The sequence below is a fragment of the Cupriavidus sp. FW305-46 genome (genome assembly GCF_058787075.1).
This window is the reverse complement of record NZ_JBYSZI010000049.1, coordinates 21,000-35,010: the sequence shown is the minus strand read 5'-3', so window position 1 is coordinate 35,010 and position 14,011 is coordinate 21,000. Positions and strand designations below refer to the sequence as shown.

Annotated in this window: 17 protein-coding genes and 1 pseudogene; 12 read left to right on the top strand and 6 right to left on the bottom strand. The window is 65.4% G+C overall.

Features of this window, described 5'->3' with window-relative positions; genetic code table 11:
• The first annotated feature begins 10 nt into the window (after positions 1-10).
• Positions 11-190 carry a hypothetical protein gene (locus AC3WON_RS22340; protein ID WP_492352784.1) on the top strand — a complete coding sequence of 60 codons (180 nt, stop codon included), beginning with the start codon at positions 11-13 and terminating at the stop codon, positions 188-190.
• 130 nt (positions 191-320) lie between these two features.
• A pseudogene (locus tag AC3WON_RS22335) lies at positions 321-524 on the top strand (SDR family NAD(P)-dependent oxidoreductase); the annotation flags it as partial.
• A gap of 83 nt (positions 525-607) precedes the next feature.
• Here the strand turns inward: AC3WON_RS22335 and AC3WON_RS22330 are convergent.
• The 5 genes from AC3WON_RS22330 to hpaC all read right to left on the bottom strand — a co-directional run bounded on the left by AC3WON_RS22330 (position 608) and on the right by hpaC (position 3,513).
• Positions 608-862, bottom strand: coding sequence for an MFS transporter (locus tag AC3WON_RS22330; protein WP_492318104.1), 255 nt, complete (start codon positions 860-862; stop codon positions 608-610).
• Between the two features lie 292 nt (positions 863-1,154).
• Positions 1,155-1,391 (bottom strand): hypothetical protein, encoded by a 237-nt coding sequence (locus AC3WON_RS22325; RefSeq protein WP_492352783.1) that lies wholly within the window; start codon positions 1,389-1,391, stop codon positions 1,155-1,157.
• 27 nt (positions 1,392-1,418) lie between these two features.
• On the bottom strand, positions 1,419-2,402 hold the full coding sequence (locus tag AC3WON_RS22320) for a Bug family tripartite tricarboxylate transporter substrate binding protein (protein WP_492318215.1): 984 nt from the start codon (positions 2,400-2,402) through the stop codon (positions 1,419-1,421).
• A 205-nt stretch (positions 2,403-2,607) separates the two neighbouring features.
• Entirely contained in the window at positions 2,608-2,904 is a 297-nt protein-coding gene (locus AC3WON_RS22315; protein ID WP_492352782.1) for a tautomerase family protein, read from the bottom strand.
• 111 nt (positions 2,905-3,015) lie between these two features.
• Positions 3,016-3,513, bottom strand: coding sequence for a 4-hydroxyphenylacetate 3-monooxygenase, reductase component (gene hpaC / locus AC3WON_RS22310; RefSeq protein WP_492318107.1), 498 nt, complete (start codon positions 3,511-3,513; stop codon positions 3,016-3,018).
• 243 nt (positions 3,514-3,756) lie between these two features.
• Between hpaC and AC3WON_RS22305 the strand changes: the two genes are divergently transcribed.
• The gene (locus AC3WON_RS22305; protein WP_492318108.1) at positions 3,757-4,392 is read left to right on the top strand and encodes a response regulator transcription factor; all 636 of its coding nucleotides are present in this window, start codon (positions 3,757-3,759) and stop codon (positions 4,390-4,392) included.
• Here AC3WON_RS22305 and AC3WON_RS22300 read toward each other — a convergent pair.
• A complete protein-coding gene (locus AC3WON_RS22300) occupies positions 4,389-5,909 on the bottom strand; it encodes a sensor histidine kinase (RefSeq protein WP_492318109.1) in 1,521 nt (506 codons plus the stop codon). The genes AC3WON_RS22305 and AC3WON_RS22300 overlap by 4 nt on opposite strands.
• A 251-nt stretch (positions 5,910-6,160) precedes the next feature.
• Between AC3WON_RS22300 and AC3WON_RS22295 the strand changes: the two genes are divergently transcribed.
• From AC3WON_RS22295 to AC3WON_RS22255, 9 genes are read left to right on the top strand one after another with little or no spacing between them, the layout of a single operon-like run.
• Entirely contained in the window at positions 6,161-7,351 is a 1,191-nt protein-coding gene (locus AC3WON_RS22295; RefSeq protein ID WP_492352781.1) for an acyl-CoA dehydrogenase family protein, read from the top strand.
• A 47-nt stretch (positions 7,352-7,398) separates the two neighbouring features.
• Positions 7,399-7,767: a hypothetical protein gene (locus AC3WON_RS22290; protein WP_209762072.1), complete on the top strand. Its 369-nt coding sequence runs from the start codon at positions 7,399-7,401 to the stop codon at positions 7,765-7,767.
• A gap of 4 nt (positions 7,768-7,771) precedes the next feature.
• Entirely contained in the window at positions 7,772-8,314 is a 543-nt protein-coding gene (locus AC3WON_RS22285; protein ID WP_492352780.1) for a nuclear transport factor 2 family protein, read from the top strand.
• Positions 8,311-9,462, top strand: a complete 1,152-nt coding sequence (locus AC3WON_RS22280) for an amidase (protein WP_492352779.1) — start codon at positions 8,311-8,313, stop codon at positions 9,460-9,462. Before AC3WON_RS22285 ends, AC3WON_RS22280 begins: the two co-directional genes overlap by 4 nt.
• Positions 9,463-9,479: 17 nt before the next feature.
• Positions 9,480-10,778, top strand: a complete 1,299-nt coding sequence (locus tag AC3WON_RS22275; RefSeq protein WP_492352778.1) for an aromatic ring-hydroxylating oxygenase subunit alpha — start codon at positions 9,480-9,482, stop codon at positions 10,776-10,778.
• Complete coding sequence (locus AC3WON_RS22270; protein WP_492352777.1) at positions 10,771-11,271, top strand: aromatic-ring-hydroxylating dioxygenase subunit beta; 501 nt, start codon at positions 10,771-10,773, stop codon at positions 11,269-11,271. The genes AC3WON_RS22275 and AC3WON_RS22270 overlap by 8 nt, the downstream gene beginning before the upstream one ends.
• A 5-nt stretch (positions 11,272-11,276) precedes the next feature.
• Complete coding sequence (locus AC3WON_RS22265; RefSeq protein WP_492352795.1) at positions 11,277-12,020, top strand: SDR family NAD(P)-dependent oxidoreductase; 744 nt, start codon at positions 11,277-11,279, stop codon at positions 12,018-12,020.
• A gap of 48 nt (positions 12,021-12,068) precedes the next feature.
• Entirely contained in the window at positions 12,069-13,022 is a 954-nt protein-coding gene (locus AC3WON_RS22260; protein WP_492352776.1) for a PDR/VanB family oxidoreductase, read from the top strand.
• Between the two features lie 59 nt (positions 13,023-13,081).
• Positions 13,082-14,002, top strand: a complete 921-nt coding sequence (locus AC3WON_RS22255) for a dioxygenase family protein (RefSeq protein WP_492352775.1) — start codon at positions 13,082-13,084, stop codon at positions 14,000-14,002.
• Positions 14,003-14,011 lie beyond the last annotated feature (9 nt).

The window sequence follows — 14,011 nt, the reverse complement described above, 5'->3', positions numbered from 1 at the left end:
AGAGCAGCTCTTGACAATCTGCGGCACCCAGGTGCTGATCATTCCCAGCGTGTTGGTTTCCGGGCTCAGTTCGGCGTCCAGCATCACCGGCGCCGTTTCCATCATCGTCGCCACGGCGAACGGCTTCAACGAGGGAAGCAACGACGTGACGATCAGCGTCCTGAATCGCCCCGGCTTTCGTGGAGGCTAGTTGGTTTAAGTCAGGCCGTGGCGGCCTGCTCGGTAAGTTGCCGATAATACGTTGCTTCGGCTTCGGCTTCGGCCGGTGGCACGTACCCAATGGAGCCGAGCAGCCGGTGATGGTTGTACCAGGACACCCAGTCAACAACGCCGGCATCCTGCGCGACAAGTCATTCAGCAAGCTCGAGATCGCCGACATCAAGGCCGTGCTGGACGTGCACCTCATGGGCTCGATCTACTGCACCAAGGCCGTCTGGGAAATCATGCGCGCCCAGGAGTATGGCCGCATCGTGATGACCACTTCGTCGTCGGGCATGTTCGGCAATTTCGGCCAGTCCAACTTTGACCAGCAGGAAATAGGCCACGGCCAGTTGCATCACCGGCAGCGAGCACAGCGTCTTCGCCAGCGACACGTCATGCGCCTCCGCTAGGCGCCGAGGGCCGACGTCACAGGCATGGCGATCATGAAGAACGCGTTGGCGCGTGCGCGATGCGCCGACGGGAACCAGAACATCATGTACAGCAGGACGCCGGGCAGGAAGCCCGCTTCCGTGATGCCGACCAGGATGCGCAGGACGTAAAGGCTGTTGGCATCCGAGGCGAACATCGTCGCGGTCGATGCAATGCCCCACGCCACCATGATGATCGCGACCCAGCGACGCGCGCCGAGCTTGCCGAGCATGATGTTGCTCGGCACCCCGAAAAAATGTAGGCGCCATAGAGCACGGTCGAGGCGAGGTTGAACTCCGTTGCCGAGAGGCCGAGGTCGCGCCCCATCGTCAGTCCCGCGAAGCCGATATTGATGTGGCCTAGGGATGAGAGCATGAAGAGGACGAACAGGAAGCCGATCAACCGGCGGTAGATCTTTCCGACCACGCGTTCGTCGGCCATGGCGTCTGCTTCGCGGAATCTTTCCTCCGACAACGGCATGGCAGGGGCGGGCATGGCATCGATCGTGGGATCGCTACCTGGTCTCATGACTTGTCTCCCTTGTGGATTGGCCACGACAACCGTGGTGGGCGTACGCCTTTGTCAGGCCGTGTGCGATGCGCAGACGGCCCGGTGTCGCGTTTCTTGCTTTCATAGCCAACGTAGTTCCAGGTGTTGGCGAAAAAGTGCTCCTGTTCCAGCGGGAACAGCTCCGGGTCGATGTAGACGTCGCGGTGCGCGCGGTCACGCACGGCGTCGCGGTTGTCGCCGTACCTGCTCATGCCAAGGTCTCCTTGCTCGCGTGCGAATCAATCCAGCTTGATTCCGGCATCGCGGATCACGCGTCCCCACCGCTCACGCTCGCTGCGCGCATAGGTGGCGAGCTCGGCCGGCGTGCTCGGCGCGGGCTCGATGCCAAGTGCCTGCAGGCGCGCCTTGATGGCCGTCGTGCCGAGCGCCTCGACCAACGCTTTGTTGAGGGCGGTGACTGCCTCCCGCGGCGTGGCCGTCGGCACCACCAGCGCCTGCCACGCATAGGCCTCGAAGCCGGCCATGCCCTGCTCGCTCAAGGTCGGAATCTCGCCCATCGTCTTGAGCCGTGAGGCACTGGCCACGCCGATCGGCTTGACCTTGCCCGACGTGATGTAGGCGCCCCCACTCGAGGTGTCGACGAACATGAACGGCACCCGCCCGCCGATCAGGTCCAGCAGCGCCGGCGCCGCGCCGCGGTACGGCACGTGCGTAAGCTTCAGTCCTGTTTGCTGGCGGAACAGTTCGGTCACCAGATGGTGCGGGCTGCCTGGTCCCGGCGAGGCGTAGGTCATGCCCTCCGGGTTGCGTTTGGCCCAGGCAAGAAACTCCTTCAGGTTCGTCGCCGGCACGTTCGGCGCCACCACCAGCACCAGCGGAAAGCGAGCGATCGATCCGACCGGCGCGAAGTCTTTCTCCGCGCTGTAGGTGAGCTTGCTGTAGAGCGATGGGTTGGCGGCCAACATCGCCGAATCGGCGGTCATCACGACGTTGCCGATGTCCTTGCTCTTGCCGACGTAGTCGGCTGCGATATTGGAGCCGGCCCCCGGCTTGTTGACGACGACGATGGTGCGGTCGAGCGTCTTGCCCATCGCTTCGGCCAGCATGCGGGCGACAACATCGGAGCCCCCGCCAGCGGCATAGCCGACAACCCATTCCATGGGCCGTCCCTCAGCGGCGAGTCCCGCCAGCGGCACCAGCAGCGGAACGAAGAGGGCGAGCAACCGGCGGTAGAACCTTCGGACTCCGCGTTCGCCGGCCATGGCGTCTGCTTCGCGGAATCTTTCCCCCGGCAACGGCATGGCAGCGGCGGGCATGGCATCGATCGTAAGATCGCTATCTGGTCGCATGACTTGTCTCCTTTGTGGATAATGGCCGCGACAACCGTGGTGGGCGTACGCCTTTGTCAGGCCGTGTGCGATGCGCGGACGGCCCGGTGTCGCGTTTCTTGCTTGAGTGACTGGAGGCCTACCGGCCAAGCGCCTTCGCGGTCTGGCCGCCGATGGCGTAGTCGGTCTTCGGCACGTCGAGGAACATCACCCTGACCGAAGAGCGGTCGACGCCAAGCGCATTGATCGCGGCGTCAGTGACATCGGTGATGAACGCCTCCTTCTGCTGCTGCGACCGGCCTTCGATCAGGTAAATCTGCACGACTGGCATTGCCTCTCTCCTTTCATGAAATTCCCAGCGCAGCGTATGACGTACCGCGGGGGTGCGATATTGGGTCGCGTTTGCGCTCGCATAGAGGATTCTGGCGGGGCGCATAGGTAATTCCCTTAGACCCGCGCCAGTTGGTGATGCCGCCCAACAGGGCGACGATGGAACCGCGTTGCAAGAACGTGCCCCGGCGGTGCGCTCGGCACAAAACGGCAGGCGCTATCTCGCGTGCTGCACGCGGTGAAAATCGCGGTTGAAATACACCAGGCTCCCGCCTTGGTGGCCGACCGCGACACGATCGAGCGTGACGAAGATGACCGAGTGGGAACCCACCTCCTTGCAATCGCTGATGCTGCCTTGCAGCTTGACAATGGCATCGCGCAGGGCCGGCTGGTCGGCATCGCCTTCGTCCCAGATGTCCCACGCGAAACGGTCTTCCATGGGCACCTGCGTCATACCGGCGAAATGCCGGGCAAGCTCTTCCTGTTCGCTATTCAACACATTGACGCACAGCCGGCCATTGCGTTGGAAGATGGCGTGCGAGGCACTGCCCCGGTTCACGCAAACGAGGATGGTCGGCGGTGAGTCCGTTACCGAGCACACGGCGCTGGCGGTGATACCGCACCGGCCTGCCGAGCCCTGTGTCGTGACGATGTTGACCCCGGCGGGCAGGTGCGCCATGGCCTGGCGGAAATCTGTTTGATTGACGGCATTCATCGGGGGGCCTCCCTACGTTATCGGCTTCGCTAAAAGCGTAGGGCAATGCCAGGCGTGGCCGCTATTCATGCGAACCACCCGGATTGGCAGGCTAGTGAGAGGCCATCTACGTGTTTTCTTTATCCTGGTAGTCAGCGGGCTTGGTGTACCCTTGACACTTCAAGCACCCGACCGGGCAGCCCACTCAGATGTGCACCCGCCGACCCGTTGGTGCGGTACGTCATACACGAAAGCGCCCCCGACATGACTGCTTCCTCGGCTATCGTCTACATCGTCGACGATGACAAAGAACTCCGTACTTCCCTGGCATGGCTCCTTGAGACGGTGTCGGTCCAGGCCGAGTGCTTTGCCGGCGCGCGGGACTTCCTGGCCGCCTACGATCCCGAGCGCCCTGCGTGCCTGGTGCTGGACGTCCGCATGCCCGAGACCGGCGGATTCCAGCTGCAGGAAATGCTCAACGCGCAAGGCGCAACGCTGCCGATCATCTTTGTCTCGGCGCACGGGGATATTCCGATGTCGGTGAAGGCGCTGCAGCACGGCGCGATCGACTTCGTCGAGAAGCCCTACAACCCGCAGCAGATGCTCGAGAAGATCCAGGGGGCACTGAAGCGGGCGATCCAGTTGCACGACTGCGCCGAGCAACGCAAGAAGATCCGCGCGAAGCTGGACAAACTCACCGCGCGCGAACAGGAAATCCTGCGCCGCGTGCTGGACGGGAAGGCGAGCAAGGTGATTGCGGACGAACTGCACATCAGCGTGAAGACCGTCGACGTCCATCGCACCAAGATCCGCGAGAAACTCGGCGTGGTGAGCACGGCCACGCTGGTGCGTGAGGTGATGGAGGTCTGGGCGTCGGGTTCGGGCGGCACGCCGGGCTAGCTGGCGCGGCGGCCTGCGGCACGGCGCCTGCGGTCGGCAGGGCTCGCGCACAGTGGCACGGAAAAGGCGAATGACGTGCCGTAGGGCACGCGATTCTGCGCCCAGATGTCGCCGCGATGCCGCGATACGATACTCTTGCAGAGCGCGAGCCCGATCCCGTTGCCGCCCGGCTTGCCGGAGAAGAATCCGTCGAAGATCCGCTGACTGTCTGCATGCGGCAGCCCGCGCCCCTGGTCGTGCACCGAGAGGATCGCCTTGTCTGCGGCGGCGCAGGTTTCGATGCGCAGCGTGCGGCGGTCGCTGGGGAGCGCCGCCATCTCCTCGATGGCGTTGAACGCGATATTGAGGATCACCTGACCGATCAGGACCTTCTCGCAGCTGATCGGCAACGGGTCGGTGGATAGCGCCAGTTCGAGCCGCACATCCGCTTCCTCGCACTTGAGGGAGATGAAATACGCGCTGTCGTTGACGATGTCGTTCAGGTTGGCCAGCACTTCGGCCTGTTCGAGCTTGACGACATACTCGCGGATGCTCTTGATGATCAGCGACGCATGCTCCACCTGGCGGGCCGCCGCCTCGAGCCCGAAGCGGATCGGATGCGGATCGGCATGGTTCTTCGCCAGGCGCATCGACGCGCCCTCGATGAAGTTGCGCGTTGCCGCGAGGGGCTGGCTCAGCTCATGCGCGATCGTCATCGCCATTTCCCCCATCGCGTTGTAGCGGGCGAGGTATTCGATCTCCCGCTCCCGCTCGCGCTCCAGGGATTCGGCCTCGACCTGCGCCGTGACGTCGCGAAACAGCAGCAGGTAGCCGCTGACATCGTCCTCGATCTCTACGTAGCGCATGGCCGCCTGATGCCACTGCAGCTCCCCCGTCGCGGTCCGCACGCGGTACCGCGTGGAAAAGGAGCCCCGGGTGGTCGCATCCGGCGGCACGTTGTCGCGCAGTAAAGGCATCAGGGGAACTTCGCAGAAGGTGTCAAACGTCGTCCCGAGCACGGCTTCCTCGGCACGCCCGAGGATCCGGCACCCGGATTCGCTGACGTACACCACGCACCCGCCGCGATCTACCACCACGACGCCTTCGGCCAGGTCATGCATGAACTCCCTGAGCCGGCTTTCCGAGCGCCGCAGCTCGCGCTTGAGCGCCTCCTCCGCCGAGATGTCCCGGAACTGCACCATCAGCACGTCACGGGACTCCAGCGACACACGCGTGGCGATGGCCTCCGACAGGATCTCGTTGCCGTTCTTTGCCCGGTAACACCATTCGATCACGCTCTGGCCCGTCCGGGCCGCGTCATCCAGCCATTTGAGCCCCACCTCGCGCCGGTATTTCGCCGCGCTGCTGGTCATGTCGGGTGCCTTAAGCGCCGGAAACTCTTCCAGCGTAAAGCCCAGTGTCTCGCGCGCCGCGCGGTTCGCCCAGAGGATGGACTTGGTGTCAGCGTCATGGAGGATCACGCGCAGGGTCAGCGCCTCGACCATGCGATAGAAGTCATCTTTGCCGAATGAGTACATGGTGGTTCCTGCGCGCGGAAGCTCGCCCGGAGGCCACGGCCGCGCTGGTGAATAGGTCCATCCCGAAGCGTACCGCCGGGACAGCCCGGACCCGTATAGGTATTTCCTTTACCCGGCCCCGGGAAACCGTGCGGCAATGCACGCCCCGCTCCAATTGTTTGGCCCCCTGGGCCGTCGCTAGACTGGTTTCAACGGTCCACACCGTCAGAGCCGGTTCCCGAGCCGGCCCACACCATCCACAGGAGACAACTATGTTGCATTCCGCCGTGTCGGAAAGCCTCCTCAACCAACACCCCGGCATCGCTGCGCCCCAGGCCACCGATGCCGGGCCGCGCCCGGACCTGCTCGCCCGCGTACTGGACGAGGTCCGCGCCCGCCGGGACGAATTCGACGCGAAGCGGCACGTGCCGCGGGATATGGTATCCCGCCTGAAGCAGCTCGGTGTCTATCGCGCGGCCACGCCGCGGTGCTTCGGCGGCGATGCAAGGTCGCCGTCTGAATTCCTCAAGCTGATCGAGACGATCTCCGAGGCCGACGGCTCCGCCGGATGGGTCGCGAGCTTCGGCTCGGCCGCGGTCTACCTTGCAGCGCTGCCCCGCGACACCCTCGCCCGCCTCTACGCAAATGGGCCGGACATCGCGTTCGCCGGTGGCCTGTTTCCCATCCAGCCAGCCGAGAAGGTCGATGGCGGCTGGCGCGTCAACGGGCTGTGGAAGTTCGCGAGCGGCTGCAAGGGCGCCGACATTCTCGGCGTGGGCATCGGCGTCGGCGACGGCGGCAAGCCGCGCACGGCCGTGCTGATGCCCGAGGATGTGGAGATCGTCGAGAACTGGGAAGTGATCGGGCTGCGCGGCACCGGCAGTCATGATCTTCGCGTCAGGAACGTATTCGTCTCCGACGCGTGGACCTTCGTGCGCGGCGGCACGCCTTCCGTAGACGAACCGCTCTACCGCTACCCGTCCCTCGCCTACGCGGCGCAGGTACTGGCGGTGGTCAATCTTGGCGTCGCCCGCGCGGCGCTGGATGAGGTGTCGCGGATGGCCGGCGGCCGCACCGGCATTACCGGCGCGCCGAAGATGGCCGACCGCCCATACCTGCGCATCTCCGTGGCCAAGGCGGAAGCCGAGCTGCGGTCAGCGCGCGGCTTCTTCTACGAGACCACCGAGGCGGCCTGGGATTCGATCCTGAAGGGCGACGCCGTCTCTGCCGAACAAACCAGCCTGGTGCGCCTTGCGGCAGTGCAGGCCACGCGCGCGGGCGCATCCGCTGTGCAGGCAGCCTACCTGCTCGCGGGCACGGCCGCGATCTACGACGGGCACCCGCTGCAGCGCTACCTGCGCGACGCGATGGTCGTGACCCAGCACGCGTTCCTTGGCGAAGGACTGTACGACGCCGCCGGCGCCGTGTGCCTGGGCGTGCCCCCCATGCCGGGGTATATCTGACCCGCTACATCGTCCCTCCTTCCACCATAGAACCACCTGGAGTCCCCATGTCGCAACCTGCCCAAACTCCCCTGCGCGTCCTCTTCTGCATCGGCATCACCCAGAACTTCTTCGACTTGCCGACGGGCCAGGGCATCGAAGTGTGGAAGGGATTCAGCGCCATGATGAAATCCATGGCGGCACTGCCCGGCGTCACGATCCTCGGCGCCATCGACGATGACCGCCTGATGGTCGGCCCCTCCACGACGTCGCCATGGACCGTCTACATCATGGCCGACGTCGTGGACTATGCAACCGTCGTCGCCGCCTGCAACCTGTTCCGCACCACGCCGGTCGGCGAGCATAGCCTGTGGCGCTACGCCAAGATCGAGGCGCGCGTGGGTCGCGCGCTCGAAATCCCCGCCGAGGCGGCCTGAAGCCATGACGCAAGCGCAGTGCATCGCGCAGTCCGGCGAGACCGGCGCCGCCGCGAGTCTCCTGGCAACCCGGCTCGCCGCGCTCGAAGCCCAGAACGCGGCGCGACGCACGCTGTCCCGTTATATGTCGTTGTGCGACGTGCCGGCGCCGAACGATGCGCGCGACGGCGAACTGGAAGCGCTGTTCACCGGCGACGCCGTATGGGAAGGCGTCGGCGCCGAGTACGCCACGGGGTTCGGCCGGCACGTCGGACCGGCCGCCATCGCCAACTTCCTGCGCAGCTACCTTCCGCCCTCGCCGCATTTCCTGCGCAACGTGCACTTCCTCACCAGCGAAGCGATGGCCGCGGAAGCGGGCGTTGTGCGCGGCCACTGGATCATGCAGCAGCTATCGGTCCATGCCGGCGGGAAGACCGAACTGATTTCGGCACGCCTGGCGGTCGAATTCGCGGTCGACACTGACGGAACCGCCCGCATCAGGCATTTCCAGACGGAGCGGTTGTCCTGCCTGGAGGTCGCGCTTGCGCGCAAGGAGACGCCGCAATGACCGGCTTCGTCTCACGCATCCGCCTGGGGGGCTCCGGTCCCGCCATCGCCATCAAGGATTGCATCGACATCGCGGGCTACCCCACGGCCGCGGGCAGCCGGGCGCTGCGCGACGCGCCGCCCGCTGCCGAACACGCGGAAGTGGTGTCCCGGCTGCTCAATGCCGGCTGGTCCATCGTCGGCAAGACCACGATGCACGAACTCGCCTTCGGCATCTCGGGCATCAACGACTTCGTCGGCACACCGGTCAATCCCCAGGCTCCCGACCGGATTCCGGGTGGTTCTTCCAGCGGCTCCGCCGCCGCGGTAGCCGCCGGTGAAGTGCGCATCGCGCTGGGCACCGATACCGGCGGATCCATCCGCATGCCCGCGGCCTGTTGCGGGGTCGTTGGCCTGAAGCCGACCTTTGGCCGCGTCAGCCGACGCGGTGCGCATCCGGCCGAGTCCTCGCTGGATTGCGTTGGACCCTTTGCAGATGACGTCGCCGGCATCGTCGCCGCGATGGCGGTGATTGCGCCGGGCTTCGATCCATTGCAGGCGCACGGTGCCGGGCGGTGCTTCCGCATCGGCCTGCTGGACGAGGTGCAGGCGGACCCCGCGATTCTCGAAGCCGTCGCCAGTGCGCTATGCAAGTCAGGCTTCTCCACGCAGCGCGTCCGACTCGACGGCATGAGCGCCGCTTATGAGGCCGGCATGCAGATCATCAGTGCCGAGACCTGGGCGGCCTTCGGCCACCTGGCCGGCTCGGGTGCATTGCAGCCCGATGTCGGGCAACGCCTGATCGCCGCGAGCCAGGTCGGGCGCGACGATCTGCTGCAGGCCAAAGTCGTGCGCCACGCATTCATGGCGCAGGTCGACGCCGTGCTCGACGAAGTCGACGCGATCGTGCTGCCCACGCTTCCCGGATTGCCCCCAACCCTTGCCGCAGTCCGCGAAGGAGCGCCGATCCTTGGCCTGACCTCGCTGGTGCGGCCCTTCAACCTGAGCGGCCATCCCGCACTCACCCTGCCCGTGTCGCTGCCCGGCGTCCCCGGCATCCCAATCAGGGCCGGGCTCCAGATCGTCGGACGCAAGCGTGACGACGAAACGGTCTGCGCCATCGCCACCCGGATCGAGCGCGCGGTCGCTGCCGATGGTGCCTCCCACTGAACCCACGGAGAACTAGCATGTGTTCCCACGATACCCACGATAGCTACCAGCCGCTGACCTTCGCGGCAAAGCCTGAGCAACTGGTGCAGGCGGACCGCGTGGACGGTTCGATGTACTACGATCCCGGCCTGTTCGAGCTCGAGCAAGAGCGCATTTTCTACAAGACCTGGATCTGGGTCGCGCACGAGAGCGAGATCCGCAACCCCGGCGACTTCAAGACCACGAAGATTGGCCGCCAGCCCGTCATCGTCGTGCGCGACAAGACCGGCGCCATCCGCGTGCTCGAGAATCGCTGCCGCCATCGCGGCGCCACGGTGTGCGAGAAGTCGAAAGGCAACGCCACCGGCTTCACCTGCCCATACCATAGCTGGTCCTACGGCCTGGACGGCAAGCTGCGCGCCCTGCCCTACCCCGACGGCTACGAGGACATCCTGGACAAGTCGGAACTGCCGCTGCGCTCGCTGCGCGTGGACAGCTACGCCGGCATGGTCTTCGCCAGCTTCAACCAGGACGTGGAACCGCTCGGCGACTTCCTCGGCGAAGCAAAGCGCTGGATCGACCTGTTCATGAAGCAGGGCGCGGGCTACCCCATCAAGACCCAGGGCGAACACAAGTTCCGCTTCCGGGGCAACTGGAAGATCCAGCTCGAGAACACCACCGACGGCTACCACTTCCCGATCGTCCACAAGTCGTGGATGTCGTCGGTGGATGAAGAGACGTCCGAGATGCTGTCTTTCATGACCGACGAAAAGGCAGTCACCCACGCACTGGGCAACGGCCACAGCGTGATGGTGATGGTGCCCGGGCACGTCGACCTCGACCAGGACGACGGCACGGAGCCGTTGCAGGAACGCTTCGCGCACGTGACCGAGGCGCTCTCAAAAGAGATGCCGCCCGAGCAGGTGCGCCGCATTGTCCGTGCGCTGCATGGCGCGGGCTTCAACCTGAACCTGTTCCCCAACGTCGCGATGTCGATGGCCTTCTTCCGCGTGCTGCATCCGGTATCGGCGACGGAAACCGAGATTCGCCACATTGCCCTGGGCATGGACGGCGGCCCCGAGATCGCCAACCGCGAGCGGCTGCGCATCCATGAGCACTTCCAGGGCCCCTTCGGCTTCGGCAGTCCTGACGACGCCGAAGCCTGGGAGCGCGTGCAGCGCGGCTCGTACGCCGGCAAGGACGTGCCGATCCTGGTCAACCGCGGCCTGAACCGCGAAGTCGTCGCCGACAACGGCGACAAGATCTCGCACGCCACCGACGAAGGCGGCATGCGCGAAGCCTACCGCATGTGGAAAAGGATGATGAGCGATGAATAAGCCGAACGAACTGTCCATGGTCTCGCCCTCGCTGCAGCTTGCCGCCGAGTTCATCTGGCGCGAGGCGGAACTGCTCGACCGCAAGAACTATCACCAGTGGGCCGGACTGTGGAGCGACACCGGCCACTACGTGGTGCCGATCAACCCGGATACCACCGACTTCGAGGCCACGCTGAACTACGCCTACGACGACGCGCGCATGCGTGACATGCGCATCGAGCGCCTGACCTCCGGCAACTCTGTGTCGGCCGTCGATGCCGCCCGCACCGTGCGCACCGTCTCGCGCTTCACCGAAGTATCGCGTTCGGCCGACGTCATCGAGGTCAGCTCGGCGCAGGTCCTGGTTGCGTACAAGCGCGAGATCCACACGCTGTTCGCGGCAGACCTGACACACCGCCTGCGCTTCACGCAGGAAGGCATCCGCCTGGAACAGAAGGTGGTGCGCCTGATCAACTCGACCGACAGCCTGAACGCTCTCGGATTCCTGCTGTAGGAGGCATCATGCAACGAGTTGCCCTGATCACCGGCGCCGCCCGCGGCCTCGGCGAAGTCATCGCGCGCCGCATGCACGCCGCCGGGTACCGGGTGGCGCTTGGCGACCTCGACTTCCGTGCGGCATGCGCCGTCGCCGATTCACTGGATCCCTCCGGCGCATCGGCCATCGGCCTTGCCCTCGACGTGACCGACAAGAGCGCGTTCGAGTCAGCCCTGGCGGCATTGCAGGAGCGCTGGGGCGGCACCGACGTGCTGGTCAACAACGCTGGCAAGTCCAAAGTGTCGGCGCTGATGGATATCAGCCCTGAAGAGTTCGACCAGGTGGTGGCCATCAACCTGCGCGGCACCTTCGTCGGCTCGCAGGTGTTCGGCGCGCATTTCGCGCAGCGCGGCTTCGGCCGCATCGTCAACATCGGATCGCTCGCCGGCCAGAGCGGCGGCACCGCCACTGGCGCGCACTACGCCGCGGCAAAAGGTGGCGTCGCGGTCCTGACCAAAGTCTTCGCGCGCGAGCTGGCTGCGCATGGGGTGACCGTGAACTGCGTCTCGCCTGGTCCGCTGGACCTGCCGATCGTGCACGAAACCGTGCCGGCGGATCGGCTCGACGCGATTCGCCGGTCGATCCCCGTCCAGCGGCTTGGGTCGCCCGAATATGTGGCGGATGTCGTGCTGCTGCTGGCCGCCGACGCCGCGGGCGCGGTCACCGGGGCCAACTGGGACGCGAACGGCGGCCTCCTGATGCGCTGATCTTGCGCGCGAAAACTGGTTTAAGGTAGTTAGTCTGGAAGGGTAGTCATGTACAAAGTCAGAGTCGAAAAGGTTGTGGAAGAGGCAGTCGGCATTCGCTCATTCCGCCTCGTGCCCTGTGATGGCGCGGCGCTTGCGCCGTATGAGCCGGGGGCTCACGTCGACGTGCTCGGGCCGACCGGCGTCACACGCCAGTATTCCCTGTGCAGCCCGCCCGACGATACGTCTGGCTACCTGATCGCAGTGAAGCGCGAGGACGCCTCGCGCGGTGGCTCCGCTGCCCTGCACGAGAGCGTGCAAGAAGGCGAGGAATTATCGATCAGCGCCCCGCGCAACCTCTTCAGCCTCGCGGCGGGCGCCAGTGAGTACCTGCTGTTCGCCGCCGGCATCGGCATCACGCCGCTGCTTAGCATGGCGTACCGTCTGAACCAGATCGGCCAGCCGTATCACCTGCACTACTTTGTGCGCTCGCGCGAGCATGCCGCCTTTGTCCATCTGCTGGAGTCCGAAGCGTTCGAGGGCAAGGTGACGTTCCACATCGCCAAGGAGCGCGATGCGGTCGGGCAAGTGCTTGCCGGCTGCATGGCGAAGGCAACGCCGGGCGCGCTCGCCTATACCTGCGGACCTGCGGCCTTCATGCGCCGCGTCGTCGAGGAGGGCGAACGCAGCATTGGGCCGGATGCGGTTCACCTGGAGCACTTCCAGGCCGATCCCGAGGCGGCGAGTCTGCCGGCCGGAGCCTTCGAGGCCGAACTGGCGCAGAGTGGAAAGGTCATTGTCGTCCCGGCAGGCATTTCGCTCGTCGATGCCCTGCAGGCCGCTGGTTGCGATATCGACACCGAATGCCGCGAAGGCATTTGCGGCACGTGCGTGGTGCCCGTGATCGCGGGCGAGCCGGATCACCGCGACAACTGCCTTTCCAAGAAGGAGAAGGCGTCCAACCAGCAAATCTGTGCCTGCGTGTCGCGCTCGCGCACGGCCCGCATCGTTCTGGATCTGTAGCACGGCGGCCCTGCGCCGCTTCCAACCATCAATACCCCAAAACAAAAGGAGACTCCATCATGGCTGAAATGCATGCCGCACAACTGCTTGAACTGGTGAACAGCCGCCGCATCGGCAAGGACGGCAACGAGCGCGTGCGCGCCATCACCGCGCGCATCGTCGGCGACCTGTTCCGCACCATCGACGAATTCGACGTCAAGCCAGATGAGTTCTGGGCCGCCGCCCAATGGCTAACCCGTCTGGGGCAGGCCGACATGATCGGCCTCATCACCGCCGGTCTCGGCTTCGACCGCCTGCTCGACATCCGCGAGGATGAGGCCGACCTGGCTGCCGCACGCGCCTCTGGCACGTCGCGCGCCATCGAGGGCCCGCTCTACGTGCCCGGCGCCCCGCTGTGCCGCAACGAGGTTCGTCTGGACGCCGGCAACGAGGACAAGGGCACACCGTTCGTCATGGAAGGGCAGGTGCTCGGCACCGATGGCCGACCCGTGCCGTACGCCGTGGTCGACGTCTGGCACTGCAATGAATTCGGTCGCTACTCCCACTTCGACCCGTCCCAGCCAGATTACAACCTGCGCCGCCGCATCGAGACCGACGAACTCGGCCGCTATCGCTTCCGCAGCTTCCTGCCGCCCGGTTACGCGATTCCGCCCAACAGCCCCGTATCCGAGCTCTTCGATCTGCTGGGCCGTCACGGCAACCGCCCCGCGCATATCCACTTCCTCGTTTCCGGTGAGGGCAAGCGTGCGCTGACCACACAGGTCAACATTCCGGGAGACACCTACCTGGACGACGATTTCGCCTTTGCCACGCGTGACGGGCTCATTGTGGAGCTTGAGCAGGCTAAAAGCACTGCAGGGTACGAGTCGCTCGAAATCACCGCCCCATTCACCCGGATCCGGTTCGACTTCCGCTTGCAGGATGCGGCGAACGAACGCGAGGCGCTTCCCGCCAGCCGGTACGAGACTGCACGGGGCTAAGGCAGTGCA